We start from the raw sequence: 26,027 nt of genomic DNA, 5'->3' as shown, positions 1-26,027 counted from the left end.
TCAGACCCCCAGATATCGCTCGACGAGGTCGCCTGTCAGACTGTCGCCGGCCCCGGTCCAGACGGACTCGCCCTTTTCCAGCACGCTGAACCGGTCGGCGACGGCCCGCAGCTCCTTCAGCGACTTGTCGACGACCAGGATGGCGAACCCGCTGTCAGATTTCAGCTTCCGGATCGCCACCCAGATCTCCTGACGCACGACGGGCGCCAGCCCTTCGGTCGCCTCGTCTAGAATCAGGAGCCGCGGATTGGTCATCAGCGCCCGCCCGATCGCCAGCATCTGCTGCTCGCCGCCCGAGAGCGAAGCGGCGCGCTGGCGGCGGCGTTCCTCCAGCCGGGGGAAAAGCCTGGCGACCGCCGCGCGATCCCACGGGCCGGGCCGGGCCGCGGCCGTCAGATTCTCCTCGACGGTGAGGTTGGGAAAGCAGCGCCGCCCTTCCGGAACCAGCCCGATCCCGAGTTGCGCGGCGCGGTGGCTCGGCAGCCGCCCAAGATCATGGCCGTCGAAAACGATTCTGCCGCCCCGGTGCGGCAGCATCCGGGTGATGGCGCGGATCGTCGTCGTCTTGCCCATGCCGTTGCGCCCCAGAAGCGCGAGGCATTCGCCCTCGCCGACAGTCAGCCCGACGCCGAAAAGCGCCTGGCTGGCCCCGTAAAACGCCGTGACGGCCTCCAACTCCAGCAGAGCCATCAGCCCTCCTCGCCGAGATAGGCGCGCCGGACCTCCGCGTCGGCGCGAATCTCCTCAACTGTGCCGGTCGCGATCAGCGCGCCGTAGACCAGAACGCTGATCCGGTCGGCGAGCGCGAACACCGCGTCCATGTCATGTTCGACGAGCAGAATCGGCGCCTGCGCCCGCAACCCGGAAAGCAGCGCGGTAAGGCGCTCCGAGCCCTCCGGCCCCATACCGGCCATTGGCTCGTCGAGCAGAAACGCCACAGGCTCCAGCGCCAGCGCCATAGCGATCTCAAGGCTTCGCCTCTCGCCGTGGCTGAGATCGGCGGCGCGCGCATTTTCGCGCCCCTCCAGCCCGGCGCGGGCGATATGACGGCGAGCCGGCGTGGTCAGCGCCCCGTCGCCTGTCGCGGGACGGATGAGGCCAAGCCGCCGGCCGGAAGCCCCCGCCACCGCCAGCATGACGTTCTCAAGGACGGTGAATTCCGGCGCCAATGACGAGACCTGAAAGCTCCGCGCCAGCCCGCGCCGCGCCCGCGCCTGGGTGGAGAGCGCGCTGATCTCCGCTTCGCCAAGCCGGATCTCGCCGGAATCCTGCCTGATCTCGCCGGTGATCTGCCTGATGAGAGTCGACTTCCCCGCCCCGTTCGGCCCGATCAGCGCGTGAATCTCGCCGCGCTTCAGCGTCAGCGTCACATCATCGGTCGCCTTCAGGGCGCCGAAGCTCTTTGATAGGCCGCGAACGGAAAGAACCGGCTCAGCCATGACGCCGCCCCCGCGCCAGCAGCCCAATGATCCCGCCCGGCGCGAACAGCACCACGAGCAGCAGCAAAAGACCGAAAGGCGCCTGCCAGAACTCGGTCAGTCCGCCGAGATTGTGCTCGAGGAGGATATAAAGCCCCGCCCCCGCCACCGGCCCGCAGAGCCGGCCGACTCCACCGAGAATGACGAAGACGATGATCTGCCCGGAAGTGTGCCAGTCCAGCATCGACGGGCTGACGAAGCGATTGAGATCGGCGAAAAGCGCGCCGGCGAGGCCGGTGATCATCCCCGAAATCACGAAAGCGATCAGCCTGACGCCGTATGGCCCGATCCCGACGGCGCGCAACCGCGCCTCGTTCTGCCGCGCCCCGCTAAGCGCCAACCCGAAGCGCGAACGCGCGAGCATGGCGGAGAACAGCAGCGCGAGGCAGAGCAGCGCGAAACAGATGGCGAAGAACTGGATCGGATCGAGGGTATCCAGGCCGGGAAATTCGGAGCGCACATAGATCGAAAGACCGTCCTCACCGCCATAGGCGGGCCAGGAGATGGCGAAGTAATAGATCATCTGCGCGAAGGCGAGCGTGATCATGATGAAGAATATGCCGCTCGTCCTGAGCGAGAGTGCGCCAATGGCGAGCGCGGCGACGCCGGAAAGCGCCATCGCGACCGGCCAGATCACCAGCATCTGCGTCGTTCCCTCGATCAGGATGGGCGTCTCCATCAACGGCTCGTAATTCAGCGCATGGCTGGCCAGCACGCCGGTCGCATAGCCGCCAAGACCAAAAAACGCCGCGTGACCGAAGGACACCATGCCGCCGAGCCCGAGCGCGATGTTGAGCCCGACCCCGGCGAGCGCGAGGATCGCGACCTTCGTCGCCAGGGTCACGATGAAGGGCTCCGCCGCCGCCATCGCGACCAGCGCCACCCCGAGCAACCCGAGAAGAAGCGCGGCGTTGAGCGCCGTCTCCCGGCTCACGCGCCAGCCCCGAAAAGTCCGGTCGGCCGAAAGACCAGCACCAGCGCCATCAAAATGTAGATCAGCATCGAGGCCAGCGAGGCGCCGATGGCGGTGGCCGCCGAAGGCTCCATCACGGCGCCGAAAGCGATCGGCAACAAGAACCGCCCCAGCGTGTCCGTCACCCCGACCAGAATCGCACCGATCAACGCCCCCTTGATCGAGCCGACGCCGCCGATAACGATCACCACGAAGGCGAGGATCAGAACCGGCTCACCCATCCCGACCTGCACCGACTGGATCGCGCCGACCATCGCCCCGGCGAACCCGGCGAGCGCGGCGCCGAGCGCGAAGACGGCCGTGTAGAGCCGGTCGATATCGACGCCAAGCGCGGCGATCATCTCGCGGTCGCTCTCGCCGGCGCGAATGCGGACGCCGAGCCGCGTGCGCCCGATCAGGAGGAAAAGCCCCGTCGCCACTACGAGCCCGGCGACAATGATGGCGAGCCGGTAGAGCGGATATTCGATGCCGCCCGGTAGCGTCACCGCCCCCGCCAATAGCGGCGGCGTATCAAGATAAAGCGGAAAGGAGCCGAAGAGCCAGCGCACAGACTCCGAGAAGATCAGGATCAGCGCGAACGTCGCGAGCACCTGGTCGAGATGATCGCGCCGGTAGAGGCGACGGATGACGGTGATCTCCACCAACGCCCCTGCGCCGGCCGCGGCGGCGAGGCTGGCGGCGAGGCCGAGCCAGAAAGAGCCCGTCGCCGCGGCCACCGCCGCGCAGGCGAATGCCCCGACCATGTAGAGCGAGCCATGCGCGAGATTGATCAGCCCCATCACCCCGAAGACCAGCGTCAGCCCGGCCGCCATCAGGAACAGCATGACGCCGAGTTGAAGCCCGTTCAGGACCTGTTCGATGAGAAGGATCAGGGACATGGGCGCTCGCCGCCTCGAAGCTCCACGCGATACCGGGCTTGCCCCGGGACCCCGACCTCAAAGGCGCGGCGGCCCGGTCGGGGCCCCGGACCGGGTCCGGGACCGCGCAGGAGGCCTCCGCCTACATCTTGCACTCGGCCGCGTAGGCGTCGCCGTGATCCTCTAGCGCGACCCCGACGATCTTGTTGGTGAATACGTCGCCCTCCTTGATCACTTCACGGACATAGATGTCCTGGATCGGGTGGTGGTTCGGACCGAACTTGAAATCGCCCCGGGTCGAGGCGAAGTCCGCTGTCTCCAGCGCCGCCCTGAAGGCGTCCGCGTCCGAAGGCTGCGCAACCTTCAGCGCTGAGAGCATCAGGTTCGCGGTGTCGAACCCCTGGCTCGCATAGAGCGAGGGGAGCCGACCGTATTCCTCTTGGAAACTGGCGACAAAGGCCTTGTTGGTCTCGTTGTCGATATCCTTCGACCATTGCGAAGTGTTCTTGACGCCGAGCGCGGCGTCGCCGACCGCCTGCAAGATGCCCTGATCGAAACTGAAGGCCGGCCCGATCAGCGGAATATCCACGCCGGACTGCGCGTATTGCTTCATGAACGCGATGCCCATGCCGCCGGGCAGGAAGAAGAACACCGAGTCGGCCCCCGAGGCGCGAATCTGCGCGATCTCGGCGGCGTAATCGGTCTGGCCGAGTTTGGTGTAGACCTCACCGGCGTAGTCGCCCTCGAAGAACCGCTTGTAGCCCGTGAGCGCGTCCTTTCCGGCCGGATAGTTCGGCGCGAGGATGAAGCTCTTCTCGTAGCCGGCGGAATTGGCGTATGCGCCCGCCGCCTCATGCAGGTTGTCGTTCTGCCAGGCGACGTTGAAATAGTTCTTGTCGCAGCCCTTCCCGGCCAGCGCCGACGGCCCGGCGTTCGGCGAAAGATAGAACTTGCCCTGCTTGACCGCGCCAGGCGCCACCGCCATGGCGAGATTCGACCAGATGATCCCGGTCATGATGTCGACCTTATCGGATTGGATCATCTTGTCGGAAAGCTGCACCGCGACATCAGGCTTGCGCTGATCGTCCTCGATGATCATCTCGACATCGGAGGCGCCGGCCTGCTTCAGCGCCAGCAGGAACCCGTCGCGCACATCGATGCCCAGCCCGGCGCCGCCGCCCGAGAGGGTGGTGATCATGCCCACCTTGACCTGCTCGGCAGCCGCCGCCGAGGCCGCGAGCGCCAGCGCCGAAAGCGCCGCCGCGAATTTGGCGTTGAATTTCATCTGATTATCCTTCCTGTCGGTTTCTCAAGTCTTGTCAGAACGCCTTGAACGTCAGCGTTGTCAGCGACCGCGCGATGCCCGGTATCGTCAGCAGCTTTTCATTGATGAAGCGGCCCACATCCTCTTCGTCAGGAATATAGAGCTTCATCAGCAGGTCGAAATCGCCCGAGGTCGAATAGAGCTCGGAGACAATCTCCCGGTCGTAGATCTCGTCGGCGACTTCATAAGTCTTGCCGGGATCGCAACGGAGTTGCACGAATACGCAGGTCATCTTGTCCTCCTCAGCCGTTGCGAAGCCTGAAACGCTGGACCTTTCCCGTTTCGGTCTTCGGCAGCGCCTCAATGAAAAGCACGCGGCGCGGATATTTGTAAGGGGCGATGGTCGCCTTCACATGCTCCTGCAACGCCTGCGCCATATCCGCGTCAGCGGCGCGCCCGGCGGCGAGCACGACATGCGCCTCGACGATCATGCCCCGCGTCTCATCCGGCGCGCCGATCACCGCACATTCGGCGACCGCCTCATGCGCCAACAAGGCCGCCTCCACCTCCGGCCCGGCGATATTGTAGCCGCTCGATATGATCATGTCGTCATTGCGGGCGGCGAAGTGGAAATAGCCCTCGGCGTCGCGGCGGAAGCTGTCGCCGGTGATGTTCCAGCCATCCCTGACGTAACTCGCCTGCCGCTCGTCGTCGAGATAGCGGCAGCCGGTCGGCCCCTTCACCGCCAGCCTGCCGATCTCGCCGTCGGGCACCTCGTTCATGTTCTGATCGACGACCTTCGCCACGTAACCGGTCACCGGCTTGCCGGTGCAGGCGGGCTTGTGATCGTCGAAACGGTTCGAGATGAAGATATGCAGCATCTCGGTCGCGCCGATCCCGTCCAGCATCGGCTTGCCGGTCTTCCTCATCCAGTCTTCATAGACCGGCGCGGGCAGGGTCTCGCCAGCGGAGACGGCGGCCCGGAGCGAAGACAGATCGGCCCCCGCCTCCATCGCCGCCAGCATGGCGCGATAGGCGGTCGGCGCGGTGAAGCAGACCGTCGCCTTGTAGGTCTCGATGATCTCGATCATGTTCGGCGGCGTCGCCTGCTCCAGCAACGTCGCCGCCGCCCCGAAACGCAGGGGAAAGACCGCGAGCCCGCCGAGCCCGAAGGTGAAGGCGAGGGGCGGCGAGCCGACGAAGACATCCTCCGGCGTCACGCCAAGGACTTCCTTCGCGTAGCCATCGGCGATGATGAGCAAATCGCGATGAAAGTGCATCGTCGCCTTCGGAGAACCGGTGGTGCCGGAGGTGAAGCCGAGCAGCGCCACGTCGTCCCGCCCGGTGCGCACCGCCTCGAACCGCACCGGTTTCGTGAGGGCCAGCCGGTCAAGCTCCGCGTCGTGGTTCGCGGTTCCGTCGAAGCCGATGACCTTGTCGAGATACCGGGAGGTCTTGGCGCAGGCGACCAATTCGTCCATCAGCCGCGTGTCGCAGAGCGCCAGCTTCACCTGCGCCTTGTCGACGATCTGCTCCAATTCTCGCGCGCGCAGCAGCGGCATGGTGTTCACGACGACCGCGCCAGCCTTCGTCGCCGCCAGCCAGCAGGCGACCATCGCCGGATTGTTGGCGGAGCGGATCAGCACCCGATCGCCGGCGCGCAGGTGGAGATCCTCTGCCAGCGCATGCGCCAACCGGTTGGTCCAGTCGGTCAGCTCCTTGTAGGTGCGCCGCCTGCCATTGCCGATCAGCGCGGTGTGGTCGCCGAAGCCTTTCTCGACCATGCGGTCGGTCAGCTCGACCCCGACGTTCAGATAAGGCGGATAATCGAACCCCTCCAGCCGAAATTCCGGCTGCGCGGCTTCCGGCGGCAGGTTGTCGCGCGCAAAACTGTCGATATGTGCGGATGGCCCGAGCATCGGATCATTCGTTCGCTTCAGGCGGCAGGAAATCGACGTCATGCTCGGCGGATAGCGCGACGACCCGCTCCACGTCGTCAAGCCCATGCAGCGCCGCGAAGAGGTCCCTCAGCTTCCCGGCGGGGGACACCCAGAACAACACCTTCACAGGCTTGTCCGACTTGTTGAAATATCCGTGTGGCACGCCCTTCGGCATCCGCACAAGATCGCCCGCGCCGGCACGGGACCAGACGCCGTCCAGCTTCAGCTCCAGCTCGCCCTCCTGCACCAGGATGAATTCGTCCTGCGTCGGATGGATATGAACGGGCACGAATTGCCCCGGCAGACTGTTGGCCTCAAACGCGAAACTCGCGTCCGAGATCGCCTTGGGGAAATACTGCTGTCCGAGAATCGACCATTCCACGCCGTCGAATCCCTCGCCGGCCCTGGTGATTCCACCACTCAGTTCGTTGGTCATTGCTTAGCTCCCCGCTGTTTCGGTTTATGATGACAGATCCCGCGTCGCACGGGCGATAATCACCTTCTGCACGTCCGAAGCGCCCTCGTAGATCCGGAGCGCGCGGATCTCGCGGTAGAGACTCTCCACGATCCCGCCCTTGCGGACCCCGTCGGCCCCATGAATCTGCACCGCCTTGTCAATGACGTCCTGCGCGCGATCGGTCGCGTAGAGCTTCGCCATCGCCGCCTCCCGGCTGATCCGCGGAGCGCCCGTATCCTTCAGCCATGCGGCGCGATAGGTAAGAAGCGCGGCGGCGTCGATATCCAGCGCCATCTCCGCGACATGGCCCTGCACCATCTGCAGATCGAAGAGCGGAGCGCCGAAAAGCTCGCGCGCGCGCACCCGCGCCAACGTCTCGTCCAGTGCGCGGCGCGCGAACCCCAGCGCGGCGGCGGCGACGGTGGAGCGAAAGACGTCCAGCACCGCCATCGCGATGCGAAACCCCTGTCCCTCCTCTCCGATCAGCGCCGTGGTGGGAATGCGGCAGTCGCGGAACGCCAGCCGCGCCAGCGGGTGTGGCGCCACCGCCTCCAGCCGCTCGGCGACGACAAGCCCCGGCGTCGCGGCGGGAACAAGGAACGCCGACACCCCTTTCGCGCCCGGCCCGCCGGTGCGGGCGAAAACGGTGTAGAGATCTGCGATCCCGCCGTTCGAAATCCATGTCTTCTCGCCGTTCAGCACGTAACTTTCGCCCTCCCGCACCGCCGCGAGGTCCATGTTGGCGACATCCGAGCCGGAACGCGGCTCGGTCAGCGCGAAAGCCGAAACCGCCTCGCCCGCCCGCGTCCGCCGCAACCAGTCGCGCTGCGCATCCGTCCCGAACAGCGAGAGCGCACCGGTCCCCAGCCCCTGCATCGCAAAGGCGAAATCCGCCAGCCCATCATGGCGCGCCAGCGTTTCCCGGATGAGACAGAGCGAACGCACGTCGAGCGCGCCGGGCGCGTCAGGGTCGACCGCGGAGTGGCGGAGCCAGCCGCCCTCGCCGAGCAACGCGACGAGCGAGCGGCAGGCGGCGTCGACATCGGAATGACCGACATCGACCAGGTGCGCGGCGCACCAGCCGTCCAGCGCCACCGCCAGCTCGCGATGACGCGACTCGAAGAACGGCCAGTCGAGAAAGCTCCGATCCGCCATCAATCCCCCTTGAACACCGGCTTCTCCTTCGCGACGAAAGCGTCGAACGCGCGCTGGAAATCTCCGGTCTGCATGCAGATGGCCTGCGCCTGCGCCTCCGCCTCGATCGCCTGTTCGATCCCCATCGACCATTCCTGCGCCAGCATGGTCTTGGTCATCATGTGCCCGAAATTCGGTCCGTCGGCGAGCCGCTGCGCGTAGGAAACCGCCTCCGCCAGCAGCGCTTCCGCCGGCACGACGCGGTTATGAAAGCCCCAGCGCTCACCCTCTTCCGCGCTCATCGCCCGGCCGGAATAAAGGAGATCGGCCGCCCGCCCCTGCCCGATGATTCTCGGCAGGATCGCGCAGGCCCCCATGTCGCAGGCCGCAAGCCCGACGCGGGTGAAGAGAAACGCCGTCTTCGCCTCCGGGCTGGCGAAACGGATATCGGAGGCCATGGCGATGATCGCGCCGGCCCCGACGCAAACCCCGTCGATGGCGGCGATCACCGGCTTCCCGCAATTCACCATCGCCTTGACTAGGTCTCCGGTCATCCGGGTGAACCGGATCAAACCCTTCATGTCCATCTTCAGAAGTGGACCGATGATGTCGTGAACATCGCCCCCCGAAGAAAAATTCCCGCCATTCGAGGCGAAGACGACCGCGCCGACATCCTCCGCGTAATGCAGATCGCGGAACCAGTCGCGCAGCTCCGCATAGCTCTGGAAGGTCAGCGGGTTCTTTCGTTCCGGCCGCTTCAGAGAGACGATGGCGACATCGCCTTCGATCCGCAGATCGAAATGCTCGGGGCGGCTGGCCCTGATCTCGGTCATGCCCGACCTCCTTCATGCGTCTCATTCCTGCGGTTCCGCACCATCTCGCCGAGCCGCCGGCTCAGCGCGTCCGCCTCATCCGCAGAGAGGCCGGCGAGCATCTCATCGATCCAGGTTTCGTGATCCACCGCCATCGCGGCGAAACGCCGCGCGCCCGCTTCGGTCAGCCGTACCCTCATCGCCCGCCGGTCGTCCGCCACCGCCTGCCGGCGCACCAGCCCTTCGGCCGCGAGCCGGTCGACGATGCCGGTGACATTGCCGTTGGAGACCCGCAAAACCCCGGAAAGCGCGCTCATCCGCAGCCCCTCCGGGTTGCGCTCCAGCGCCGCGAGCACATCGAAGCGCGGCAGCGTGCTCTCGTGGCGGGCGCGCAGCCGCTCTCGAAGTTCCGCCTCGATCGCCCGCGTCGTCTTCAGCAGCCGCAGCCAGAGCCGGAGTCGCGTTTTCGACGCCGGTTCGCGCGCCGAAGCCGCCGCCCCCACGCCGCTTACGCCGGCCCCGCTCAAACCTGCCCCCCGGAGACCGGGATCGCCTGCGCGGTGACCGCGCCCGAACCCGGACCACACAGCCAGAGCGCCGCCGCCGCCACCTCGTCGGCCTCGATCATCCGGCCGAACGGGTTCGCATCCCTGAGCGCCGCCAGCGCGTTCTCTTCGGACATGCCGGTGCGCGCCACGATATTCTCGACATTCCGCTCGACAATGCCGGTCGCGACATAGCCGGGGCAGATCGCGTTGACGGTGACCCCGGTCTTCAGCACTTCCTCCGCCGCGCATTTCATCAGCCCGAGGACCGCGTGCTTGGAGGCGCAATAGGCCGACCCGTAGCGCAACCCGCGCAGCCCCGCGACCGAAGAGACGATAATGACGCGGCCCCAGCCGCGCTCGACCATCGGTTTCAGCGCCTCGCGAACACAGAGCATGACCCCTTCGACATTCGTCGCCTGCACATGACGCCAGAACTCCAGCGTGGTCTTCGCCACCGGCTGGGTCTCGGCAACGCCGGCGTTCGCGACCATGATGTCGATCGGCGCGGTGGCGACGAAGCTCTCTGTGACCGCGGCCTCGTCGGTCACGTCCATCACCCGCCATGCGATGCGGCTGGACCGCGCGGCGGTCTCCTTCAACGGCCGCTCGCGCCGCCCGGTGATCACCACCTCCGCCCCCGCGTCCGCCAGCGCGAGCGCGATGGCCGCGCCGATCCCGGCGCCGCCGCCGGTGACCAAGGCGCGCTTGCCGGTCAGATCGGCGCGAAGATCGGTCATCAGACTCTCCCCATGGTTTCCGTCCTGGCCGCGAGGCGCAGCAACTGGTCCCGCCCTGGCAGATAGGGATCGGGCCATTTCTCGTATTCATCGCCGAGCGCCGCGGCGGCGTGAAAAGTCCAGTACGGATCCGCGAGGTGCGGACGCGCGAGGCAGACGAGGTCGGCCCGCCCCGCCATCAGGATCGAATTGGCGTGGTCCGGCTCGTAGATATTGCCGACCGCCATGGTCGCGATCCCGGCTTCGTTGCGGATGCGGTCGGAAAACGGCGTCTGGAACATCCGCCCGTAGACGGGCTGCGCCTCGACGCAGGTTTGCCCGGCGGAGACGTCGATGATGTCCGCCCCGGCTTCCGCGAACATGCGCGCGACCGCGACCGCGTCCTCCGGGCCGATTCCCGCCTCGCCGACCCAGTCATTCGCCGAGATACGCACCGACATCGGCCTGTCATCGGGCCAGACCGCGCGCATGGCGCGAAAGACTTCGAGCGGCCAGCGCATCCGGTTGTCGAGCGCCCCGCCATATTCGTCCTCGCGCAGGTTCGAGACCGGCGAGATAAAGGAAGAGATCAGATAGCCATGCGCGGCATGGAGCTCGATCATGTCGAACCCGCAGCGCGCCGCCATTTCCACCGACGCGACGAACTCCGCCGTCACCCGGTCCATATCGGCGCGGTCCATGGTCTTCGGCGTCGCGTTCCGCGCAGACCAGGGGATCGCGGAGGCGGAGATCAGCGGCCAGTTGCCCACCTTAAGCGGCGCGTCCATTTCCTCCCAGCCGAGCTGGGTGGAGCCCTTCCTGCCGGAATGACCGATCTGGCAGCAGATTTTTGCGTCCGTCTCGCGGTGGACGAACTCCACCAGCCGCGCCCAGGCCGCCTCGTGTTCCGGCGCGTAAAGCCCCGGACAACCCGGCGTGATCCGGCCTTCCGGGCTGACGCAGGTCATTTCGGTGTAGACCAGTCCGGCGCCGCCCTTCGCGCGCTCGGCGTAATGGACGAAATGCCAGTCGGTCGGCGCGCCATCGACGGCTTTGTATTGCGCCATCGGCGAGACGACGATGCGATTCTTCAACGCCATGCCGCGCAGCCGGAAGGGCGCGAACATCGGCGCCCGGACCGGCGCCCCGTCTTGCATCGCTTCGCTCACGCCGGCTCGTCGCTGAAACCAGCGCTCCGCCCCCTCCAGCCATTTCGCGTCACGCATTCTCAGGTTCTCATGGCTGATGCGCTGCGATCGCGTGAGCAGCGCATAGGCGAACTGCTCCGGCTCGAGGTCGAGATAACGCTCCACATCCTCGAACCATTCCATCGAGTTGCGCGCCGCAGATTGCAGTTTCAGCACCTCGACGCGGCGCTCCTCCTGATATTTCTCGAACGCCGCCTCGCGGCTCGGCTCGGTGGCCAGATACTCCGCCAGCGCGATCGCGCTCTCCAGCGCGAGCTTGGTGCCGGAGCCGATGGAGAAATGCGCCGTCGCCGCCGCGTCGCCCATCAGCACGATGTTGCCGTGATGCCAGCGCTCGCAGAGGACGCGCGGGAAGTTCAGCCAGGCCGAGCCGCGCAGATGCTTCGCGTTGCTCATCAATGGGGCGCCGTCGAGATGATCGCGGAAGATCGTCTCGCAGACCGCGATGCTCTCCTCCTGGCTCATCTCGCCGAAACCATAGGCGGCCCATGTCTCCCCGGCGCATTCGACGATGAAGGTCGCGGTCTCTTCGTCGAACTGGTAGGCGTGCGCCCAGACCCAGCCCTTCGGCGTTTTCTCGAAGATGAAGGAGAAAGCGTCGTCGAATTTCGCCCTGGTGCCGAGCCAGGTGAATTTCAGCTTCCGCAGATCGACATCCGGCTGGAAAACATCCGCATGCGCGGCGCGGGTCTTGGAATTCAGCCCGTCGCAGGCGACGACGACGTCGTGATCCTTCGCATAGCTCTCGGCGCAGTCGGCCTCAGTCTCGAATCGCAGGTCGACGCCGAGCGCCCGGGCGCGATCCTGCAGAAGCAGAAGCAGCGTCTTGCGCCCGATGCCGCAGAACCCGTGGCCGGTGGAGACGGTGCGATGGCCGTCATGAACGACCGCGATGTCATCCCAATAGGCGAAATGCGCGCGGATCGCCGCCGCGGATTCCGAATCGTTCCGGGCGAGATTCTCCAGCGTCTCGTCGGAGAGCACCACGCCCCAGCCGAAGGTGTCGTCCGCACGGTTGCGCTCGATCACCACCACTTCGGCGGCGGGATCGCGCAGCTTCATCGAGATCGCGAAATAGAGGCCGGCGGGCCCGCCGCCGAGGCAGGCGATTCGCATCGGGGAGGTCCGCGCCGGGTTTTCCATCACCGGAAACGATAGCGGCGCCGAAATTCATTTCAAGCATAAAATACTTCGCCGGAACCGCCCGGCCGGGAGGCTGAAAAAACGCTTACTCTGGAATTACATTATATTTCAGTCGCTTGCGCCCCATAACCATGGTTATGCATCCCGCGGCGGCGTTCCCGGCTCGCCCAGATCCCACCAGAGCCCGGCCATGATCGCCAGTCCCTCGCGCAGAATCGGCTTCAAGGCGTGCTCATCCGGCGCGTGCTGGGAGCAGCCGGTATAGGAATGCGGCACCCAGATCGTCGGCATCCCCAGGGTCTCAGCGAACTCCTCGTTCGGGAGCGAACCGCCGAGATTCGGCAGGATCGCCGGCCGCGCCCCCGTCGTCTTCTCCAGCGACGCCGCCGCCCAGCGCGCCCAGGGCGCGTCCGGGTCCAGCCGCGTGGCGGTGAAGGCCGCCTCGCTCGACTGTTCGACCCGAACCATCGGAAAGCCGGCACGGTCCAGATGCCGGCGCAACGCCGGAACGATATCCTCCATCTCCGTCCCCACGACGAAACGAAGCTGGCAGCGGGCGGAAGCTTTCGGCTGGATCGCGTTCACCGGGCGCGCCGGGTCGCCGCAAACCGAAGCGAGCACCGCGAAGGAGTTCCAGCCGAACACCTTCTCCGCCGCGCTGAACCCTGGCTCGCCCCAGTCCTCGTCGATCGATGGTCCGCCCGCGGACGCCTCGATCGCCAGGTCGGCGAGCGCCGCGCGCACCGAGTTCGTCAAGCTCGAAGGCCGCCATTCCGGCACCTGGATCGCCCCCCGCGCATCGGTGATCGTCGCAAGCGCATGGGCGAGGATCAGCCCCGGATCGGCGATGAGCCCGCCCCAGTTGCCGGAATGATGCGCGCCCTCGCGCAGGTCAACAGTCAGGTCCATCGTCACCGCCCCCCGCGCGCCCATGAAGAGCGTTGGCCGGTCCGCCGACAGCCGCGGCCCATCGGAAGCGATCAACACGTCTGCCGCCAGCGCGGCGCGCTCGGCGATGAAAAGCTCGTGCATCCCCGGCGAGCCCGCCTCCTCCCCGGTCTCGATCACGACGCGAACATTGAATCCCAACCGCCCGCGCGTCTCCAGCACCGCCGAAAGCGCGGTGAGGTTGAGCAGATGCTGGCCCTTGTTGTCGGCGGCGCCGCGCCCATAGAGCCGCTCACCCTCCGCCTGCAACCGCCACGGTGAGAGCCCATCGCGCCAGCGATCCTCCATGCCGAGAATGACGTCGCCATGGCCATAGGTCAGCACCGTCGGCAACTCGTCGCCTTCTCGTCGCTCGGCGACGAGGAACGGCCCGCCGCCAGGCGCCGGGTTGGGAAGAATGCGGCATTCGAAGCCCATCGCCGCCAGCAGCGGACGCATTTCGACCTCCAGGTAACGCGCCAGCGCGGGCGCGCTCTCGGGGCGTTGGCTTTCAGTCGGAATCGCCACGAGTCTGGCGAGATCGCCAATGAATGCGCCATCGTCGAAACGCGCCTCTGCGGCGCTGATCGCGGCATCGCGGGTCATCGGCGGCTCCTGTTGTTGAAACTCATTGGCGGCGGACAAGAAAAACCCTCGCGCCTGTCATGGGGCGCGAGGGTTTCTCTGTTCTGGTGGAGCCAGGGGGAATCGAACCCCCGACCTCTTGAATGCCATTCAAGCGCTCTCCCATCTGAGCTATGGCCCCCTAATTCTCGACATCCGGGTTGGGGGCCCGGATGCGGACACTCATTAGGTTCGCCCGGCGCGCCGCGCAAGCCCGAATTAGCCCGCGACGCCATCCGGGTTCGCGGTCAGACGTCCTTGTCCTTCGGATCGATCTTGGAGAACTCTCCCAGGTCGTCATCGTCCTCCTCGTCGTCATCCGCGAGAAGCACGTCTTCCTCCACGTCATCGTCATCATCGGCGTCGTCGTCATCCACAACGACCAGATCATCGTCCTCGTCGTCGTCATCGTCGTCGCCGGAGATGATCTTGACCTTCACGTCCTTGATGTCGTCGTCCTCGTCATCATCATCGTCGTCCAAATCCTTCTCGATGACGTCATCGTCGTCGTCATCATCATCGACGTCGTCGGCCACGACCTTGGACGCCGTCGCTTTGGACGCGCGGCTCTTCACCGCCGCGGTCACGGTCGGCACATAGGTCGCACCGCAGATCGGGCAGTCGACCGGGTCGCGGCCGAGATCATAAAAGCGCGCGCCACAGGCGCCGCAAAGGCGTTTCACGCCCCATTCGTCTTTGGGCATCAGAACCCCCAAGGCAGGATCGGTCGATTCGAAAGAAGCGGCCAAGTGCCATATGTCGTCCCGCTAGTCAAAAGGAAAGGTGAGCGGCGCACGAAGATGACACCTTGGCGCCGCAATTGCGAAACTTTCTTGTCGCAGTGCGAAAGGCTGGTTAGTCTTCACGCGGCCGTGGCGCCGACAGTGGGGCTGGAATGGCGTCCATGTGACCATCGAGGGGACAGAATTCGTGCTTTATCACGCCTATGAATATACCCATGCGGCGGTTTCGCCGCTCAGGAACGCGGCGAAAATGTCCATGCGGATGCTCCGCAACCCCTTCAATCCGTTTGCGCCCACCCTGCCGGCGCGCACCACGGCGGCGATGCTGGAGATGTTCATCTCCGCCACCAAGCGATACAGCAAGCCGGAATTTGACATAGACACGGTGGAGGTCGACGGCGAACCGGTCGCGGTGGTCGAAGAGAAGGTGGTCGAGAAGCCGTTCTGCAATCTGGTGCGTTTTCGACGCGAGGGCGCGGAGCGACGGAACGATTCGGCGGTTCTGATCGTCGCGCCGATGTCGGGGCATTTCGCCACACTTCTGCGCGGCACCGTTCGGGCGATGCTGCCGGGTCACGACGTCTACATCACCGACTGGATTGACGCGCGCGACGTGCCGATGAGCGATGGTCGCTTCGGACTCGACGAGTATATCGACTACGTGCGCGAGTTCTGCGGCGTGCTGCACACGGCCACGGGCGAGCGCCCGGCGGTCATGGCGGTCTGTCAGCCGGGCGTTCCGGTCCTCGCTGCGGCGGCGCTGATGGCGGAGGACGATGCGCCGGACCGGCCCGCCTCGATCATCCTGATGGGAAGCCCCATCGACACGAGACGCAACCCGCAAGAGCCGAACCTTCTGGCGACGACGCACCCGCTTTCATGGTTCGAAAAGAACGTGATCGTCACCGTCCCCTTTCCCAATCCCGGGTTTCTCAGGCGGGTTTATCCGGGATTCATGCAGCTTACAGGCTTCATGCAAATGAATCTGGACCGGCACGTCGACGCGCATATGAAGCAGTTCCAGCATCTGGTCGTGGGCGACGGCGAGAGCGCGGAGGCGCACACGGCTTTTTACGACGAATATCTCGCCGTGATGGACATGACCGCCGAATTCTACCTCGAGACGATCGAAACCGTGTTCCAGGAGCACAGCCTTCCTCGAGGCCTGATGACCTATCGCGACGAGCGTCTGGTGAAGCCCGAACTGATTACTGACATCGCGCTGATGACGGTCGAAGGCGAAAAGGACGATATCACCGGGCGCGGCCAGACTGCGGCGGCGCATGCGCTCTGCCCCGATCTGCCCGGCGCGAAGAAATTTCATTGGGAGCAGAAAGGCGTCGGCCATTACGGCGTGTTCAACGGCTCTCGCTTTCGCACCAATATCCAACCGAAAATCGCCGATTTCATCGCCGAGAATCGCGGCTCCCCAGTGAAGCCGAAAGCCGCGCCCAAGCTCAAACTGATGAAAACGGGCGCAGCCCCCGTCGCCGCCGCCTAGGTGCGGGCATGGCCTCGCGCCTCAGGCTTGACGATCTCGACATCGACGTCTCGATCCGCCGGTCCTCGCGCGCGCGCCGGCTGACGCTGACCGTCCCGCAGACCGGGGCGCCGCCGCGCTTGACGGCGCCGCCGGGAATCGCAGAGGCCGAACTCAGGATGTTCCTCCTGCGTCAGTCCGACTGGCTTCGCGCCGCGATGGCGCGCGCGCCGGCGCCGGTCGCCATCGCCTGCGGCGCGCGCTTGCCGGTCGCAGGCCGGATGGTGGAGCTCGAAACAAGACCGGGTCGGCGGCGGGCGCCCCGGCTAGAAGGCGGCAAGCTGGTTGTCGAGGGGCCGGGCGCGCCGGGCCCGCGCGTCGCAGCGTGGCTGAAGGAGCGCGCGCGCGCCTCGGTTCTTCCGATCGCCGCCGAAGCGGCCCGCGCGCTGGGCGTCAGGCACGGCCGTATATCGGTGCGCGATCAGCGCGGGCGCTGGGGTTCGTGCACTTCGGCGGGCGACCTCAGCTTTTCCTGGCGGCTCGCGATGGCGCCGCCCGAGGCGCTGGATTATGTCGCCGCGCACGAGGCGGCGCATCTCCTGGAAATGAATCACGGGCCGCGCTTCTGGGCGCTGGTGACGCGGCTGCGTCCCGAATGGAGACGCCAGCGCGACTGGCTGAAGCGAGAGGGGCCGGGGCTGCATCGATACCGTTTCAGCACCGAACCGAAGTAACCCAGCCGCGCCGCATTGGACATGTGCCGGGCGAGTCTTTCATCGACGCAAGTTGAACCGGCGCTCCAACATGACTAGGGGAAAGAAGCGACAATCCGGGGTCGGGGCGTCAGATTCGAACAGCCGGGAGGGTGAACATGGAGCATCTGAGGAACAAGGTCGCGCTCATCACCGGCGCGAGCCGGGGCATCGGCGCGGAGACGGCGCGGGTCTTTGCGAAGGCCGGCGCCGCTGTCGTCCTCGCCGCGCGCACGCCGGATGAAACCGTGGCCGTCGCCGCAGAAATCAACGCCGCAGGCGGACGGGCCGAGGCCGTCGCCTGCGATGTCGCCGTCTACGGGGATGTCGAAGCCGCCATCGCGCGCGCCGAATCCGCGTTTGGCCCGCTCGACATTCTCGTCAACAACGCCGGTCTGATCGAGCCGATCGGCCGCATCGACGAACTCGCCCCGGAAGAATGGGGCAAGGTGATCGACGTGAACGTCAAGGGCGTCTTTCACGGTCTTCGCGCCGCGCTGCCGGGGATGCGCTCGCGCGGCGCCGGTGTGATCGTCAACATCTCGTCCGGCGCCGCGACGAACCCGCTCGAAGGCTGGAGCCACTACTGCGCTTCGAAGGCGGCGGCGCTGATGCTTACGCGTTGCGCCGACGCCGAGTTGGGAGATGGCGCGGTGCGCGTCGTCGGGCTCAGCCCCGGCACCGTGGCGACCGAAATGCAGGTTGTGATCCGGACGTCCGGGGTCAATCCGGTTTCGCAGCTCGATCCCTCCGTCCATATCCCCGCCGAATGGGCGGCGCGCGCCATCGCCTGGGCCGCCGGGCCGGAAGGGGCGGAGTTCCACGGCCGCGATATCCCGCTGCGTGATGAAACGATCCGCAGGCGGATCGGGCTGATCTGAACGTCAGCGTTCGATCCGTTCGCGCTCTGGCTGGGACGCGTCGTCCGACTCGCCGCCGAACAGCTCGAAAACCCCGTTGACCACCGAAGTGACAACGCCGCGTTGCTCCCGCGCGGCCTGTGGCGCCGGCCGCCCGTCCCGCCCGGCGACGACCGCCCCGCCGCGCGGGGGGCTTGTCTTGAGCGGCCGGGGGGGCAGGCCCTCGTTGATCCGGATCGCGATCTCGCGCCATATCCCCGCGGGGAGGCCGCCGCCCGTGACACCTGTCAGGGGCTCGTTGTCGTCCTTTCCCATCCAGACGCCGACCACGTAATCGGCTGTGAAGCCGATGAACCAGGCGTCGCGGGCGCCCTGCGTCGTGCCAGTCTTGCCCGCCGCCGGTCGGCCCGGATCGGCGCGCCGCCCGGTGCCGCTCCGCACCACTTCCTCCATCATGCCGGTGAGCTGGCCCGCGCTCGCCTCCGATATCACCTGCGCGCCGGCGCCGGTATCGGCGGCCGACATCACCGGCGCCTCGTCGCCGCGAATGGTGATTTCCGTGATGCCGCGCGGCGGCGCGCGATAGCCGCCATTGGCGATCACCGCATAGACCCCAGTCATCTCGAGGAGAGTCGCCTCGGACACGCCCAGCGCCACCGCCGGCCCCTCGGCGATCGGCGACGTGATGCCCATTTCAGCCGCCAGCCGGCGCACCTTCTCGCGCCCGACCCGTTCGGAGAGCCGCACCGCGACCGTGTTGATCGAATGCGCTAGCGCCGTCGTCAGGGTGACTTCGCCCTCATACCCGCCGCCATAGTTCTCAGGGCTCCAGGGGCCGGAGCCGGGAATGTGGATCGTCAGCGGCCGATCGACCATCACGTCAAGCGGAGAATAGCCCGCTTCGAGCGCGGCGGCGTAAACGATCGGCTTGAACGCCGAACCGGTCTGGCGCAACGCCTGGACCGCGCGGTTAAAAGCCCCCGCCGCCGGGTCGCGCCCGCCGATCAGCGCGCGAACCTCGCCGGACGGCGTCATCACCACCACCGCCGCCTCCGCAGGGCTGCCTTCCTTCACCTTGGTCTCGAACACGGTCTTGAGCCCGGCCTCCGCAGCGGCCTGAATCTTCGGATCAAACGTCGTTGTGATCCTGACATCTTCGGTCGTCGTCGCGGTCAAGAACGCGGGGCCGCTGTCCATCACCCAGTCTGCAAAATGACCGCCGGTGCGCCGGGCGGCCTCCTCGGACAGCCGCGCCGGGCGCGCCAACGCCGCCACGGCTTCGGATTCGGTGATCGCGCCTGTCTCGACCATGGCGCTGATGATGACCGCGGCGCGTCCTTCCGCCCGGCCCATGTCGGAGGTCGGCGCGAACCGGGTCGGCGCTTTCAGAAGCCCGGCCAGCATCGCCGCCTCTGGAATCGTGACGAATTTCGCGGATTTGGAGAAATACCGCTGCGACGCCGCTTCGAACCCGGTCGCGCCTGCCCCGAGATAAACGCGGTTCATGTAGATCGAGAGGATCTCATCCTTGGTGTATTTCAACTCCAGCGCCAATGCGACCGGCACCTCCTTCAACTTGCGCTCCAGCGTGCGCTCGGAGGTGAGAAAGACGTTCTTCGCAACCTGCTGGGTGATCGTGGAGCCGCCCTGCACGAATCTTCCGGCGCGCAAATTGACCAGCATCGCCCGGAGCAGCCCGCGCGGATCCACGCCGAAATGCGAATAGAAGCGCCGGTCTTCCGCGGCGAGGATCGCATCGACTAGATGCGGCGACACATCGCCGGGGCCGATCTCTCCGCCAAACTGCGCGCCACGCCACGCAAAGACGTCGCCATTGCGGTCCAGCATGGTGACGGATCCGTGCGTCCGCGCATCCAGAAGCTCCGAGGCGGGCGGCAGTTTCACCAGATAATAGGTCACCGCCCCGGCGAGGATCACGAACAGGATCAGCGCGATCCTGAACCCAAGCCAGAAAAGCAGGCGAAAGAGCGCCTTCACCGCGCCGCCGACCGCCCGGTCGAACCGGCCTGGCGCGCGCGCGTCCCGCCGCTGCCTCTTGCCGTGTCGCGATTTCTTCGCCGCTGGCTTTCCGGCGGGTTTCTTCGGTTTTCGGGCCACGCACGCCTCTTTTTTTCTGCTCTGCAGCGCGGAATGGAAATCGTAGACGAGTGCGGCGACAATGTGGAGGGGCTGCGCGGATTGGCCCGGGCGCGGGACGGGCGCTGGTCAGAGCGGGGCGATCTTCGTCGCAAACTCCTTGAAAACCGCCTCGTAAACCTCTCGTTTGAAGGGCACGATCTTCTCGATCAGAACATCGGGGGCGAACCAGCGCCAATCGCTGAACTCGGCGTGGTCGCCGTCGATCGACACTTCTGAATCGGCGCCCAGAAACCGCGCCAGGAACCATTTCTGCCGCTGCCCGCGATACCGGCCCTTCCAGAGCTTTCCCAACAGATCCGGCGGCAAATCATAGCAGACCCAGCCGGCGGTTTCGGCCAGAAACGAGACGCTCGTCGGAGCGATCCCGGTTTCTTCGCCAAGCTCGCGAAACGCCGCGTCGCGCGGCGCCTCGCCCGTCTCAACGCCGCCCTGCGGCATCTGCCAGGCGTCGCCCGGATTGTCGATGCGTTTCCCGGCGAAGACCTCGCCGCGCCGGTTCAGCACCACCAGCCCGACACATGGGCGATAGGGGAGCGCGGCGATATTCGCCGCGCTCGGTTTCATCCGATCAGCCATCGGGTCACTCGGCTCCCGCGTAGACTGACAAGCCGGTCAGCAGATCAAGCGCGTAGGCGAGCTGCAGATCTTCGCCGCGAAGCTTCGCCGTCGCTTCGTGGCGCGCACGCTCCTCCTCCAGAAGCTCCTGCTCCTCCTCGGTGAGCTGGTTCTTGAGACTGCCGCGCAAATCCGCTTCGGAGCGGCTGAAGCGGTTCACGCCCTCATCCTCTTCCTCCTCGAACTTCTTCTGCGCGACGAGGATGTCCGGCTCGATACCCAGCGCCTGAATCGAGCGGCCCGACGGCGTATAGTAGCGCGCCGTCGTCAGCCGCAGCGCCCCATCGCCCGAAAGCGGCATGATGGTCTGAACCGATCCCTTGCCAAAGCTTTTCTCGCCAAGAACGATCGCGCGGCGGTGGTCCTGGAGCGCTCCCGCGACGATTTCCGAAGCCGAGGCGGAACCGCCGTTGATCAGCACGACGAGCGGCTTGCCCCCGGTCAGATCGCCGGGCTGCGCGTTGTGACGCTCGCTGTCGGCCGGGTCGCGCCCGCGGGTCGAGACGATCTCGCCCTTCTCCAGGAAGGCGTCGGAGACCTCGATCGCCTGATTGAGCAAACCGCCCGGATTGTTGCGCAGATCGATGACGTAGCCCTTGATCTTGTCGGGTCCGATCTCGGTCTTTACCTCGGCGATGCCCGCTTCGAGGTTCTCGAAGGTCTGCTCGTTGAAAGTCGTGATCCGCAGCACGCCGACATCGCCTTCGACGCGGGCCCTCACCGCGCGGATCGTGATGGTGTCGCGAACGACGGTGACGTCGAAAGGCTCATCCTCACCCTCACGGACGATGGTCAGAACGATTTCTTCGCCGACCCCGCCGCGCATCTTGTCGACGGCTTCGGATAGCGAGAGACCCAGCACCGCTTCGCCATCGAGATGAGTGATGTAGTCGCCCGATTCGATTCCGGCGGCGGCGGCCGGCGTGTCGTCGATCGGCGCCACGACCTTCACGACGCCGTTCTCCATCGTGACCTCGATGCCGAGGCCGCCGAATTCACCCTTGGTCTGGACGCGCATGTCCTCAAAATTGTCGGGCGGCAGATAGCTTGAATGCGGATCGAGCGAAGCGAGCATGCCGTTGATCGCGCTCTCGATCAGTTCGTCCTCGTCGGTCTCCTCGACATATTGGCTACGCACGCGTTCAAATATCTCACCGAACAGATCGAGATACTCATAGGTGTTTCGCGAACTCTGCTCCTGAGCCGCGAGCGGCTGGGTGAGCTGGGTCGTCGCGAGGACGCCGAGCGCGACCCCGCCGACCATGGCGATGAACGCCTGTTTCATTGTCTGTCACCTTCCTCTGTGTCGAGCGCGAACCAGATCGCCGGGTCGACCGGCGCGCCGCCTCGTCTTACTTCCATATAGAGCGTTTCCCTGCCGAGCGATTCAACAGGCGTCGTCGCCGCGATCAAAAATTCTTCAGCAGCAGGCGGCGGCCCGCCCAACGCGCCGAGTGGCTCGCCCGCGGCGACGACGTCCCCCAGTTGAACCCGGGCGGCGGCGAGGCCGGAGAAGACGATAAGGATTTCCGGGTCGGGCTCCAGCATCACAACCACGCCATCCTCGCCAAACGGACCGGCGAAACGAACCACGGAACGCCAGGGCGCGTAGACCGCCGCGTAGGCCGGCGCAGAGATCTCCACCCCCTCCAGGGGGCCGCCAGCCCCGGGCGCGCCGAAACGGCGCTCGAGTTCGCCTTCAACGGGCGGCGGCAATGCGCCCCTCGCGGCGGCGAAACTCGCAGCGCGGGGCGCTTCTTCTTCCGCCACGGCCGACGGCAGCGCGGCCGCGAGCGCCTTGAGGGACTTCGCCGATTGCGCGAGCGCCTCTCCCTCTGCGACCAGACGCGCGCGGGTCGCGGCGGAAACATTGCCGGCGCCGCGATCGCGATCGACGATTTCGGCGATCTCGGCCCTGAGCCGCTGCAAGGCGGCGAGCGACCGGCGCGCATCGGACGCAGCGATATCGCGGCGCACATCGAGCGCCGAAAGCTCAGCGAGCAGCGCCGAAAGCCGCGCCGTCTCCGCTTCGAGCGCTGGCGCGAGCGCGGCGAGCTGCATTCCCGCCCGCGCCCCGGCGACGACCCCGTCGGGATGCGCCAGCGCTGCGGCGCGCGGCGCGCTTTCGATCCGCTGCAGCGCCGACAGGACCGCGACCAGTCGACGTCTCTCCCCCTCGAGTCCGGCCTCGATCTCCGCGCGCCGATTGGCGCCGGAGCGCAGATTTTCCCGAATCGCCGCCAGCGCGGCTTCCTCCGCCTGGGCCGCCCGGCCGAGCGCGGCGAGCCGCTCGCCTGGGGTTCGCGCGGCGGCGAGGGAGGCCTCGGCGCGCTCCAGCATCTCCGCCGCGCGCTCCTCGGGTCCGACCCCGGCGAGCAGCATCATGGAGAGAAGAAGCAGCGCGGTCCGCATCAACGCTTCAGAAGTGACCGGCCGGTCATTTCCGACGGCGGCGCGATGCCCATGAGGTCCAGAACGGTCGGCGCTAGATCGGCGAGACGCCCCGGCCCCGCCAGCGACGCGTCCGGAACCCCGGCGAGGAGCGCCGCGACCGGGGTCGTCGTGTGGGCGGTATGCGGGCCGCCGCTCTCCGGATCGATCATCATCTCGCAATTGCCGTGATCGGCGGTGACGATCATCGCCCCACTGACCGCCGCCAGCGCTTCCAGCGCCTCGCCAAGACCCGCGTCCACCGCTTCGCAGGCGCGGATCGCGGCGGAAACATCCCCGGTATGACCGACCATGTCGGGGTTGGCGTAGTTCACCACGATCAGATCGTGGCCGGCCTTGATCCCTTCGACCAGCGCCGCAGTCACCTCGGCGGCCGCCATCTCGGGCGCCAGGTCGTATGTGCGGACCTTCGGGCTCGGCGCCATGATCCGCGTCTCACCGGCGCTCGGCGTCTCCTCCCCTCCATTCAGGAAGAACGTGACATGCGGGTATTTCTCGGTCTCCGCGAGGCGAAGTTGACGTTTTCCGGCGGCGGACACCCATGCGCCAAGCGTATTGACGATGGGTTTGGCCGGAAAAAGCGTGCTCATATAAGTCTTGTGGCGGTCGGAATAATCGACAAGCCCCGCCATCGCCGCGAAATGCGGGCGCTCGCCGACCTCGAACCCGTCGAAATCAGGGTCGCCAAGCGCGGCGAGAAGCTCCCGCGCGCGGTCGGCGCGGAAATTGAGGAAGAGCACGCCGTCGCCGGGCCGGGCGCCTTCATAGCCGCCGACCACCGTCGGCGTGATGAACTCGTCCGTCTCGCCTCGGCCATTGGCGGCGGCGATGGCGGCGGCGGCGTCATCCGCGCGCGCGCCCTCAGCCCTGACGATGGCGGCGTAGACCGCCGCCACCCGCTCCCATCTCTTGTCCCGGTCCATGGCGTAGAATCGTCCGGAAACCGTGGCGACCCGCCCCGCGCCGCCGAGATCCGCGAGGAAATCCTCCAGATAGCCAGCCGCGGCCTGCGGCGGTGTATCGCGCCCGTCGGTGAAGAGATGGAGCGCGACCGGAACGCCCGCTTCCGCCACCGCCCTCGCCGCTTCGGCGATATGGCGCTGATGCGCGTGGACGCCGCCCGGGCTCATCAGGCCCATCAGATGCGCGGTCCCGCCCGACGCTTTCAGGGTCGCGCACAACGCCTTCAGCGCCTCATTCGTTCTGAACGATCCGTCCTCGATGGCGCGGTCGATCTTCGGCAGGTCCATCCACACGACGCGGCCGGCGCCGATATTCATGTGACCGACTTCGGAATTTCCCATCTGCCCTTCCGGCAGCCCGACATCCGGGCCCGCGCAGGCCAGCATCGCCGGGGTTTGAGCGGCGACGAGCGCGTCGTAATTCGGCGTCCGCGCGAGCGCGGGCGCATTCCCCTCGCGCGCCTCCCGCCAGCCCCAGCCGTCAAGAATGCAGAGCACGACGGGCGATATGGCGGCTTCGGGCGTGTCTTGCATGGCGATCCGGCTTCCGGTTTCAATCCCGCCTTCAGTATGCGCCGAAGCGCGCCGCGTCGAGACCGGCGGCCAGATTCCGCGGCGGCGGGCGCACTCACCCCTCGCGCGTTTCCGCCGCCGCCAGCCGCGCCTCGGCCTCGGCGATGAAGGCGCGGCTTCGCGGCGCCTCGGCATGACGCTTGGTCAGGATGACCTGAAAATTCGCCAACTTGCCGAAGCGGAAGCTGATCTCCGAAGTCATGAGGTAGAGATCCCACATCCGGAAGAACGTCTCATCGAAAAGCGCGACCACCGCGTCCCGGTTGGCGTGAAGACGGCTCCGCCATTCGCGCAGCGTATCCGCGTAGTGCATGGTCAGGATCTCGACATCCTTGACCAGCAGCTTGGTCTTCTCGATCGCCGCAAACGTCTCGGCGAGACTCGGGATATGGCCGTTCGGAAAGATGTATTTCTCGATGAAGGGCGGGTCGGACCGGTTCGGCTTGGCGCGCACGATGGAGTGAACGACGGCGATCCCATCGTCCGTCAGCAATTCCTGGATCTTGGAGAAATACTCCTTGAAGTGATGCGGGCCGACATGTTCGAACATGCCGATGGAGACAATCCGGTCGAAACGGCCCTCCACCTTCCGGTAGTCCTCCAGCCGGAAATCCGTGTGTTCCGCAAGGCCGGTCTCGACCGCCCGCGCCTTGGCGACGCGCAACTGCTCCTCCGCCAGGGTGACGCCGGTCACGTCGGCGGAGCCGGTTTCGGCGAGATAGAGCGCCATCCCCCCCCAGCCGCAGCCGATATCGAGCACGCGCTGCCCCGGCCCAAGCTGCATCTTCGCCGCGATGTGGCGTTTCTTCTTGCGCTGCGCCTGCTCCAGCGTCTCTTCGCCGGTCTCGAAATAGGCGCAGGAATACTGCAGGTCCTCATCGAGAAAGAGCCGGAAAAGCCGTTCGTCCAGATCGTAGTGATGCGCGACATTGCGCTTCGCATTCTCCGGCAGAACGTAGCGGCGGAGTATCCGGTCGACGATGCGCCAGACCTCGCGCAACGCCGCCGGCGCGCTGATAAAGCCGGCCGTCCCGTTCTGCTTGGCGAGGGCGAGAAATTCATAGAGATCGCCCTCCTCGACCACGAGGCGGCCGTGCATGTAGAGCTCGGCGAACTGGAGCGCCGGATCGGACCAGATCGCCCGCACCGCCGCCTTGTCCGTCAGCCTGACCCGCGCCACCGGCGGGCTTCCGTCACCGAAGGTCTCGACCCGGCCGGACGGAAAAACGACCTCCAGCGCGCCTTTGCGAAAGCCTCGCTTCAGCATCCCCGCAAGTCGGTTTTCGATCATAAAGCGCCCTTTCCTTGTCGTTCGAAAGTCATCTAACCCAAGCAGCGCCGGCGATCAAA

At 66.4% G+C, this 26,027-nt stretch carries 24 protein-coding genes and 1 tRNA gene; 3 read left to right on the top strand and 22 right to left on the bottom strand.

All coding sequences use genetic code 11. The features are described from left to right. The 16 genes from G5B40_RS19735 to G5B40_RS19660 form a co-directional block, all read right to left on the bottom strand. Window positions 1–690, bottom strand: coding sequence for an ABC transporter ATP-binding protein (locus tag G5B40_RS19735; protein ID WP_165102473.1), 690 nt, complete (start codon window positions 688–690; stop codon window positions 1–3). Next, window positions 690–1,439 carry an ABC transporter ATP-binding protein gene (locus G5B40_RS19730; RefSeq protein ID WP_165102470.1) on the bottom strand — a complete coding sequence of 250 codons (750 nt, stop codon included), beginning with the start codon at window positions 1,437–1,439 and terminating at the stop codon, window positions 690–692. Before G5B40_RS19730 ends, G5B40_RS19735 begins: the two co-directional genes overlap by 1 nt. Further along, window positions 1,432–2,412 carry a branched-chain amino acid ABC transporter permease gene (locus G5B40_RS19725; protein ID WP_165102466.1) on the bottom strand — a complete coding sequence of 327 codons (981 nt, stop codon included), beginning with the start codon at window positions 2,410–2,412 and terminating at the stop codon, window positions 1,432–1,434. The genes G5B40_RS19730 and G5B40_RS19725 overlap by 8 nt, the downstream gene beginning before the upstream one ends. Further along, on the bottom strand, window positions 2,409–3,329 hold the full coding sequence (locus G5B40_RS19720) for a branched-chain amino acid ABC transporter permease (RefSeq protein WP_165102463.1): 921 nt from the start codon (window positions 3,327–3,329) through the stop codon (window positions 2,409–2,411). Before G5B40_RS19720 ends, G5B40_RS19725 begins: the two co-directional genes overlap by 4 nt. A gap of 121 nt (window positions 3,330–3,450) precedes the next feature. Next, window positions 3,451–4,593 (bottom strand): ABC transporter substrate-binding protein, encoded by a 1,143-nt coding sequence (locus G5B40_RS19715; protein WP_165102460.1) that lies wholly within the window; start codon window positions 4,591–4,593, stop codon window positions 3,451–3,453. Between the two features lie 34 nt (window positions 4,594–4,627). Next, a complete protein-coding gene (locus G5B40_RS19710) occupies window positions 4,628–4,864 on the bottom strand; it encodes an Lrp/AsnC ligand binding domain-containing protein (protein ID WP_165102457.1) in 237 nt (78 codons plus the stop codon). 10 nt (window positions 4,865–4,874) lie between these two features. After that, window positions 4,875–6,491, bottom strand: coding sequence for an AMP-binding protein (locus tag G5B40_RS19705; RefSeq protein ID WP_165102454.1), 1,617 nt, complete (start codon window positions 6,489–6,491; stop codon window positions 4,875–4,877). A gap of 4 nt (window positions 6,492–6,495) precedes the next feature. After that, window positions 6,496–6,948: a cupin domain-containing protein gene (locus G5B40_RS19700; protein ID WP_165102452.1), complete on the bottom strand. Its 453-nt coding sequence runs from the start codon at window positions 6,946–6,948 to the stop codon at window positions 6,496–6,498. Between the two features lie 24 nt (window positions 6,949–6,972). After that, window positions 6,973–8,124 (bottom strand): acyl-CoA dehydrogenase family protein, encoded by a 1,152-nt coding sequence (locus tag G5B40_RS19695; protein ID WP_165102449.1) that lies wholly within the window; start codon window positions 8,122–8,124, stop codon window positions 6,973–6,975. Next, a complete protein-coding gene (locus G5B40_RS19690) occupies window positions 8,124–8,936 on the bottom strand; it encodes an enoyl-CoA hydratase family protein (protein ID WP_425500071.1) in 813 nt (270 codons plus the stop codon). The genes G5B40_RS19695 and G5B40_RS19690 overlap by 1 nt, the downstream gene beginning before the upstream one ends. Then, a complete protein-coding gene (locus tag G5B40_RS19685; RefSeq protein ID WP_246209661.1) occupies window positions 8,933–9,442 on the bottom strand; it encodes a MarR family winged helix-turn-helix transcriptional regulator in 510 nt (169 codons plus the stop codon). Before G5B40_RS19685 ends, G5B40_RS19690 begins: the two co-directional genes overlap by 4 nt. Then, on the bottom strand, window positions 9,439–10,200 hold the full coding sequence (locus G5B40_RS19680; protein WP_165102447.1) for an SDR family NAD(P)-dependent oxidoreductase: 762 nt from the start codon (window positions 10,198–10,200) through the stop codon (window positions 9,439–9,441). The genes G5B40_RS19685 and G5B40_RS19680 overlap by 4 nt, the downstream gene beginning before the upstream one ends. Beyond that, window positions 10,200–12,503 (bottom strand): bifunctional salicylyl-CoA 5-hydroxylase/oxidoreductase, encoded by a 2,304-nt coding sequence (locus G5B40_RS19675; protein WP_165102444.1) that lies wholly within the window; start codon window positions 12,501–12,503, stop codon window positions 10,200–10,202. Before G5B40_RS19675 ends, G5B40_RS19680 begins: the two co-directional genes overlap by 1 nt. Window positions 12,504–12,665: 162 nt before the next feature. After that, complete coding sequence (locus G5B40_RS19670) at window positions 12,666–14,063, bottom strand: M20 family metallopeptidase (RefSeq protein WP_165102441.1); 1,398 nt, start codon at window positions 14,061–14,063, stop codon at window positions 12,666–12,668. Window positions 14,064–14,147: 84 nt separating this feature from the next. Then, a tRNA-Ala gene (locus G5B40_RS19665) sits at window positions 14,148–14,223 on the bottom strand. A 106-nt stretch (window positions 14,224–14,329) separates the two neighbouring features. Further along, a complete protein-coding gene (locus G5B40_RS19660; RefSeq protein WP_165102438.1) occupies window positions 14,330–14,785 on the bottom strand; it encodes an FYDLN acid domain-containing protein in 456 nt (151 codons plus the stop codon). Between the two features lie 202 nt (window positions 14,786–14,987). Here G5B40_RS19660 and G5B40_RS19655 point away from each other — a divergent pair, with 202 nt between their 5' ends. From G5B40_RS19655 to G5B40_RS19645, 3 genes are all read left to right on the top strand, one after another. Further along, window positions 14,988–16,325 (top strand): polyhydroxyalkanoate depolymerase, encoded by a 1,338-nt coding sequence (locus tag G5B40_RS19655; protein WP_246209659.1) that lies wholly within the window; start codon window positions 14,988–14,990, stop codon window positions 16,323–16,325. 8 nt (window positions 16,326–16,333) lie between these two features. After that, on the top strand, window positions 16,334–17,038 hold the full coding sequence (locus G5B40_RS19650; protein WP_165102436.1) for a M48 family metallopeptidase: 705 nt from the start codon (window positions 16,334–16,336) through the stop codon (window positions 17,036–17,038). Window positions 17,039–17,175: 137 nt separating this feature from the next. After that, window positions 17,176–17,937: an SDR family NAD(P)-dependent oxidoreductase gene (locus tag G5B40_RS19645; protein WP_165102433.1), complete on the top strand. Its 762-nt coding sequence runs from the start codon at window positions 17,176–17,178 to the stop codon at window positions 17,935–17,937. Window positions 17,938–17,940: 3 nt separating this feature from the next. Here G5B40_RS19645 and G5B40_RS19640 read toward each other — a convergent pair whose 3' ends face one another. The 6 genes from G5B40_RS19640 to G5B40_RS19615 all read right to left on the bottom strand — a co-directional run bounded on the left by G5B40_RS19640 (window position 17,941) and on the right by G5B40_RS19615 (window position 25,968). After that, window positions 17,941–20,034 (bottom strand): transglycosylase domain-containing protein, encoded by a 2,094-nt coding sequence (locus tag G5B40_RS19640; protein ID WP_165102430.1) that lies wholly within the window; start codon window positions 20,032–20,034, stop codon window positions 17,941–17,943. 108 nt (window positions 20,035–20,142) lie between these two features. Then, the gene (locus tag G5B40_RS19635) at window positions 20,143–20,652 is read right to left on the bottom strand and encodes an RNA pyrophosphohydrolase (protein ID WP_246209656.1); all 510 of its coding nucleotides are present in this window, start codon (window positions 20,650–20,652) and stop codon (window positions 20,143–20,145) included. Between the two features lie 4 nt (window positions 20,653–20,656). After that, window positions 20,657–21,976: a S41 family peptidase gene (locus G5B40_RS19630; RefSeq protein WP_165102427.1), complete on the bottom strand. Its 1,320-nt coding sequence runs from the start codon at window positions 21,974–21,976 to the stop codon at window positions 20,657–20,659. After that, window positions 21,973–23,103, bottom strand: coding sequence for a murein hydrolase activator EnvC family protein (locus tag G5B40_RS19625; RefSeq protein ID WP_165102423.1), 1,131 nt, complete (start codon window positions 23,101–23,103; stop codon window positions 21,973–21,975). Before G5B40_RS19625 ends, G5B40_RS19630 begins: the two co-directional genes overlap by 4 nt. Further along, on the bottom strand, window positions 23,103–24,638 hold the full coding sequence (gpmI, locus tag G5B40_RS19620) for a 2,3-bisphosphoglycerate-independent phosphoglycerate mutase (protein WP_165102420.1): 1,536 nt from the start codon (window positions 24,636–24,638) through the stop codon (window positions 23,103–23,105). Before gpmI ends, G5B40_RS19625 begins: the two co-directional genes overlap by 1 nt. Before the next feature lie 94 nt (window positions 24,639–24,732). Then, the gene (locus tag G5B40_RS19615) at window positions 24,733–25,968 is read right to left on the bottom strand and encodes an SAM-dependent methyltransferase (protein ID WP_179961590.1); all 1,236 of its coding nucleotides are present in this window, start codon (window positions 25,966–25,968) and stop codon (window positions 24,733–24,735) included. Window positions 25,969–26,027 lie beyond the last annotated feature (59 nt).

Origin of the sequence: Pikeienuella piscinae (assembly GCF_011044155.1) — a bacterium.
GTDB lineage: Bacteria > Pseudomonadota > Alphaproteobacteria > Rhodobacterales > Rhodobacteraceae > Pikeienuella > Pikeienuella piscinae.
This window is presented reverse-complemented; position numbering and strand designations above follow the sequence as displayed.

Excerpts from the sequence above, each read along its gene's own strand:
- G5B40_RS19615 (WP_179961590.1), bottom strand. The coding sequence starts at position 25,968 with ATGATCGAAAACCGACTTGCGGGGATGCTGAAGCGAGGCTTTCGCAAA.
- G5B40_RS19700 (WP_165102452.1), bottom strand. The coding sequence starts at position 6,948 with ATGACCAACGAACTGAGTGGTGGAATCACCAGGGCCGGCGAGGGATTC.
- G5B40_RS19720 (WP_165102463.1), bottom strand. The coding sequence starts at position 3,329 with ATGTCCCTGATCCTTCTCATCGAACAGGTCCTGAACGGGCTTCAACTC.
- G5B40_RS19630 (WP_165102427.1), bottom strand. The coding sequence starts at position 21,976 with ATGAAACAGGCGTTCATCGCCATGGTCGGCGGGGTCGCGCTCGGCGTC.
- G5B40_RS19735 (WP_165102473.1), bottom strand. The coding sequence starts at position 690 with ATGGCTCTGCTGGAGTTGGAGGCCGTCACGGCGTTTTACGGGGCCAGC.
- G5B40_RS19690 (WP_425500071.1), bottom strand. The coding sequence starts at position 8,936 with ATGACCGAGATCAGGGCCAGCCGCCCCGAGCATTTCGATCTGCGGATC.
- G5B40_RS19675 (WP_165102444.1), bottom strand. The coding sequence starts at position 12,503 with ATGCGAATCGCCTGCCTCGGCGGCGGGCCCGCCGGCCTCTATTTCGCG.
- G5B40_RS19670 (WP_165102441.1), bottom strand. The coding sequence starts at position 14,063 with ATGACCCGCGATGCCGCGATCAGCGCCGCAGAGGCGCGTTTCGACGAT.
- G5B40_RS19710 (WP_165102457.1), bottom strand. The coding sequence starts at position 4,864 with ATGACCTGCGTATTCGTGCAACTCCGTTGCGATCCCGGCAAGACTTAT.
- G5B40_RS19635 (WP_246209656.1), bottom strand. The coding sequence starts at position 20,652 with ATGGCTGATCGGATGAAACCGAGCGCGGCGAATATCGCCGCGCTCCCC.
- G5B40_RS19625 (WP_165102423.1), bottom strand. The coding sequence starts at position 23,103 with ATGCGGACCGCGCTGCTTCTTCTCTCCATGATGCTGCTCGCCGGGGTC.
- G5B40_RS19730 (WP_165102470.1), bottom strand. The coding sequence starts at position 1,439 with ATGGCTGAGCCGGTTCTTTCCGTTCGCGGCCTATCAAAGAGCTTCGGC.
- gpmI (WP_165102420.1), bottom strand. The coding sequence starts at position 24,638 with ATGCAAGACACGCCCGAAGCCGCCATATCGCCCGTCGTGCTCTGCATT.
- G5B40_RS19645 (WP_165102433.1), top strand. The coding sequence starts at position 17,176 with ATGGAGCATCTGAGGAACAAGGTCGCGCTCATCACCGGCGCGAGCCGG.
- G5B40_RS19680 (WP_165102447.1), bottom strand. The coding sequence starts at position 10,200 with ATGACCGATCTTCGCGCCGATCTGACCGGCAAGCGCGCCTTGGTCACC.
- G5B40_RS19660 (WP_165102438.1), bottom strand. The coding sequence starts at position 14,785 with ATGCCCAAAGACGAATGGGGCGTGAAACGCCTTTGCGGCGCCTGTGGC.
- G5B40_RS19715 (WP_165102460.1), bottom strand. The coding sequence starts at position 4,593 with ATGAAATTCAACGCCAAATTCGCGGCGGCGCTTTCGGCGCTGGCGCTC.
- G5B40_RS19695 (WP_165102449.1), bottom strand. The coding sequence starts at position 8,124 with ATGGCGGATCGGAGCTTTCTCGACTGGCCGTTCTTCGAGTCGCGTCAT.
- G5B40_RS19705 (WP_165102454.1), bottom strand. The coding sequence starts at position 6,491 with ATGCTCGGGCCATCCGCACATATCGACAGTTTTGCGCGCGACAACCTG.
- G5B40_RS19650 (WP_165102436.1), top strand. The coding sequence starts at position 16,334 with ATGGCCTCGCGCCTCAGGCTTGACGATCTCGACATCGACGTCTCGATC.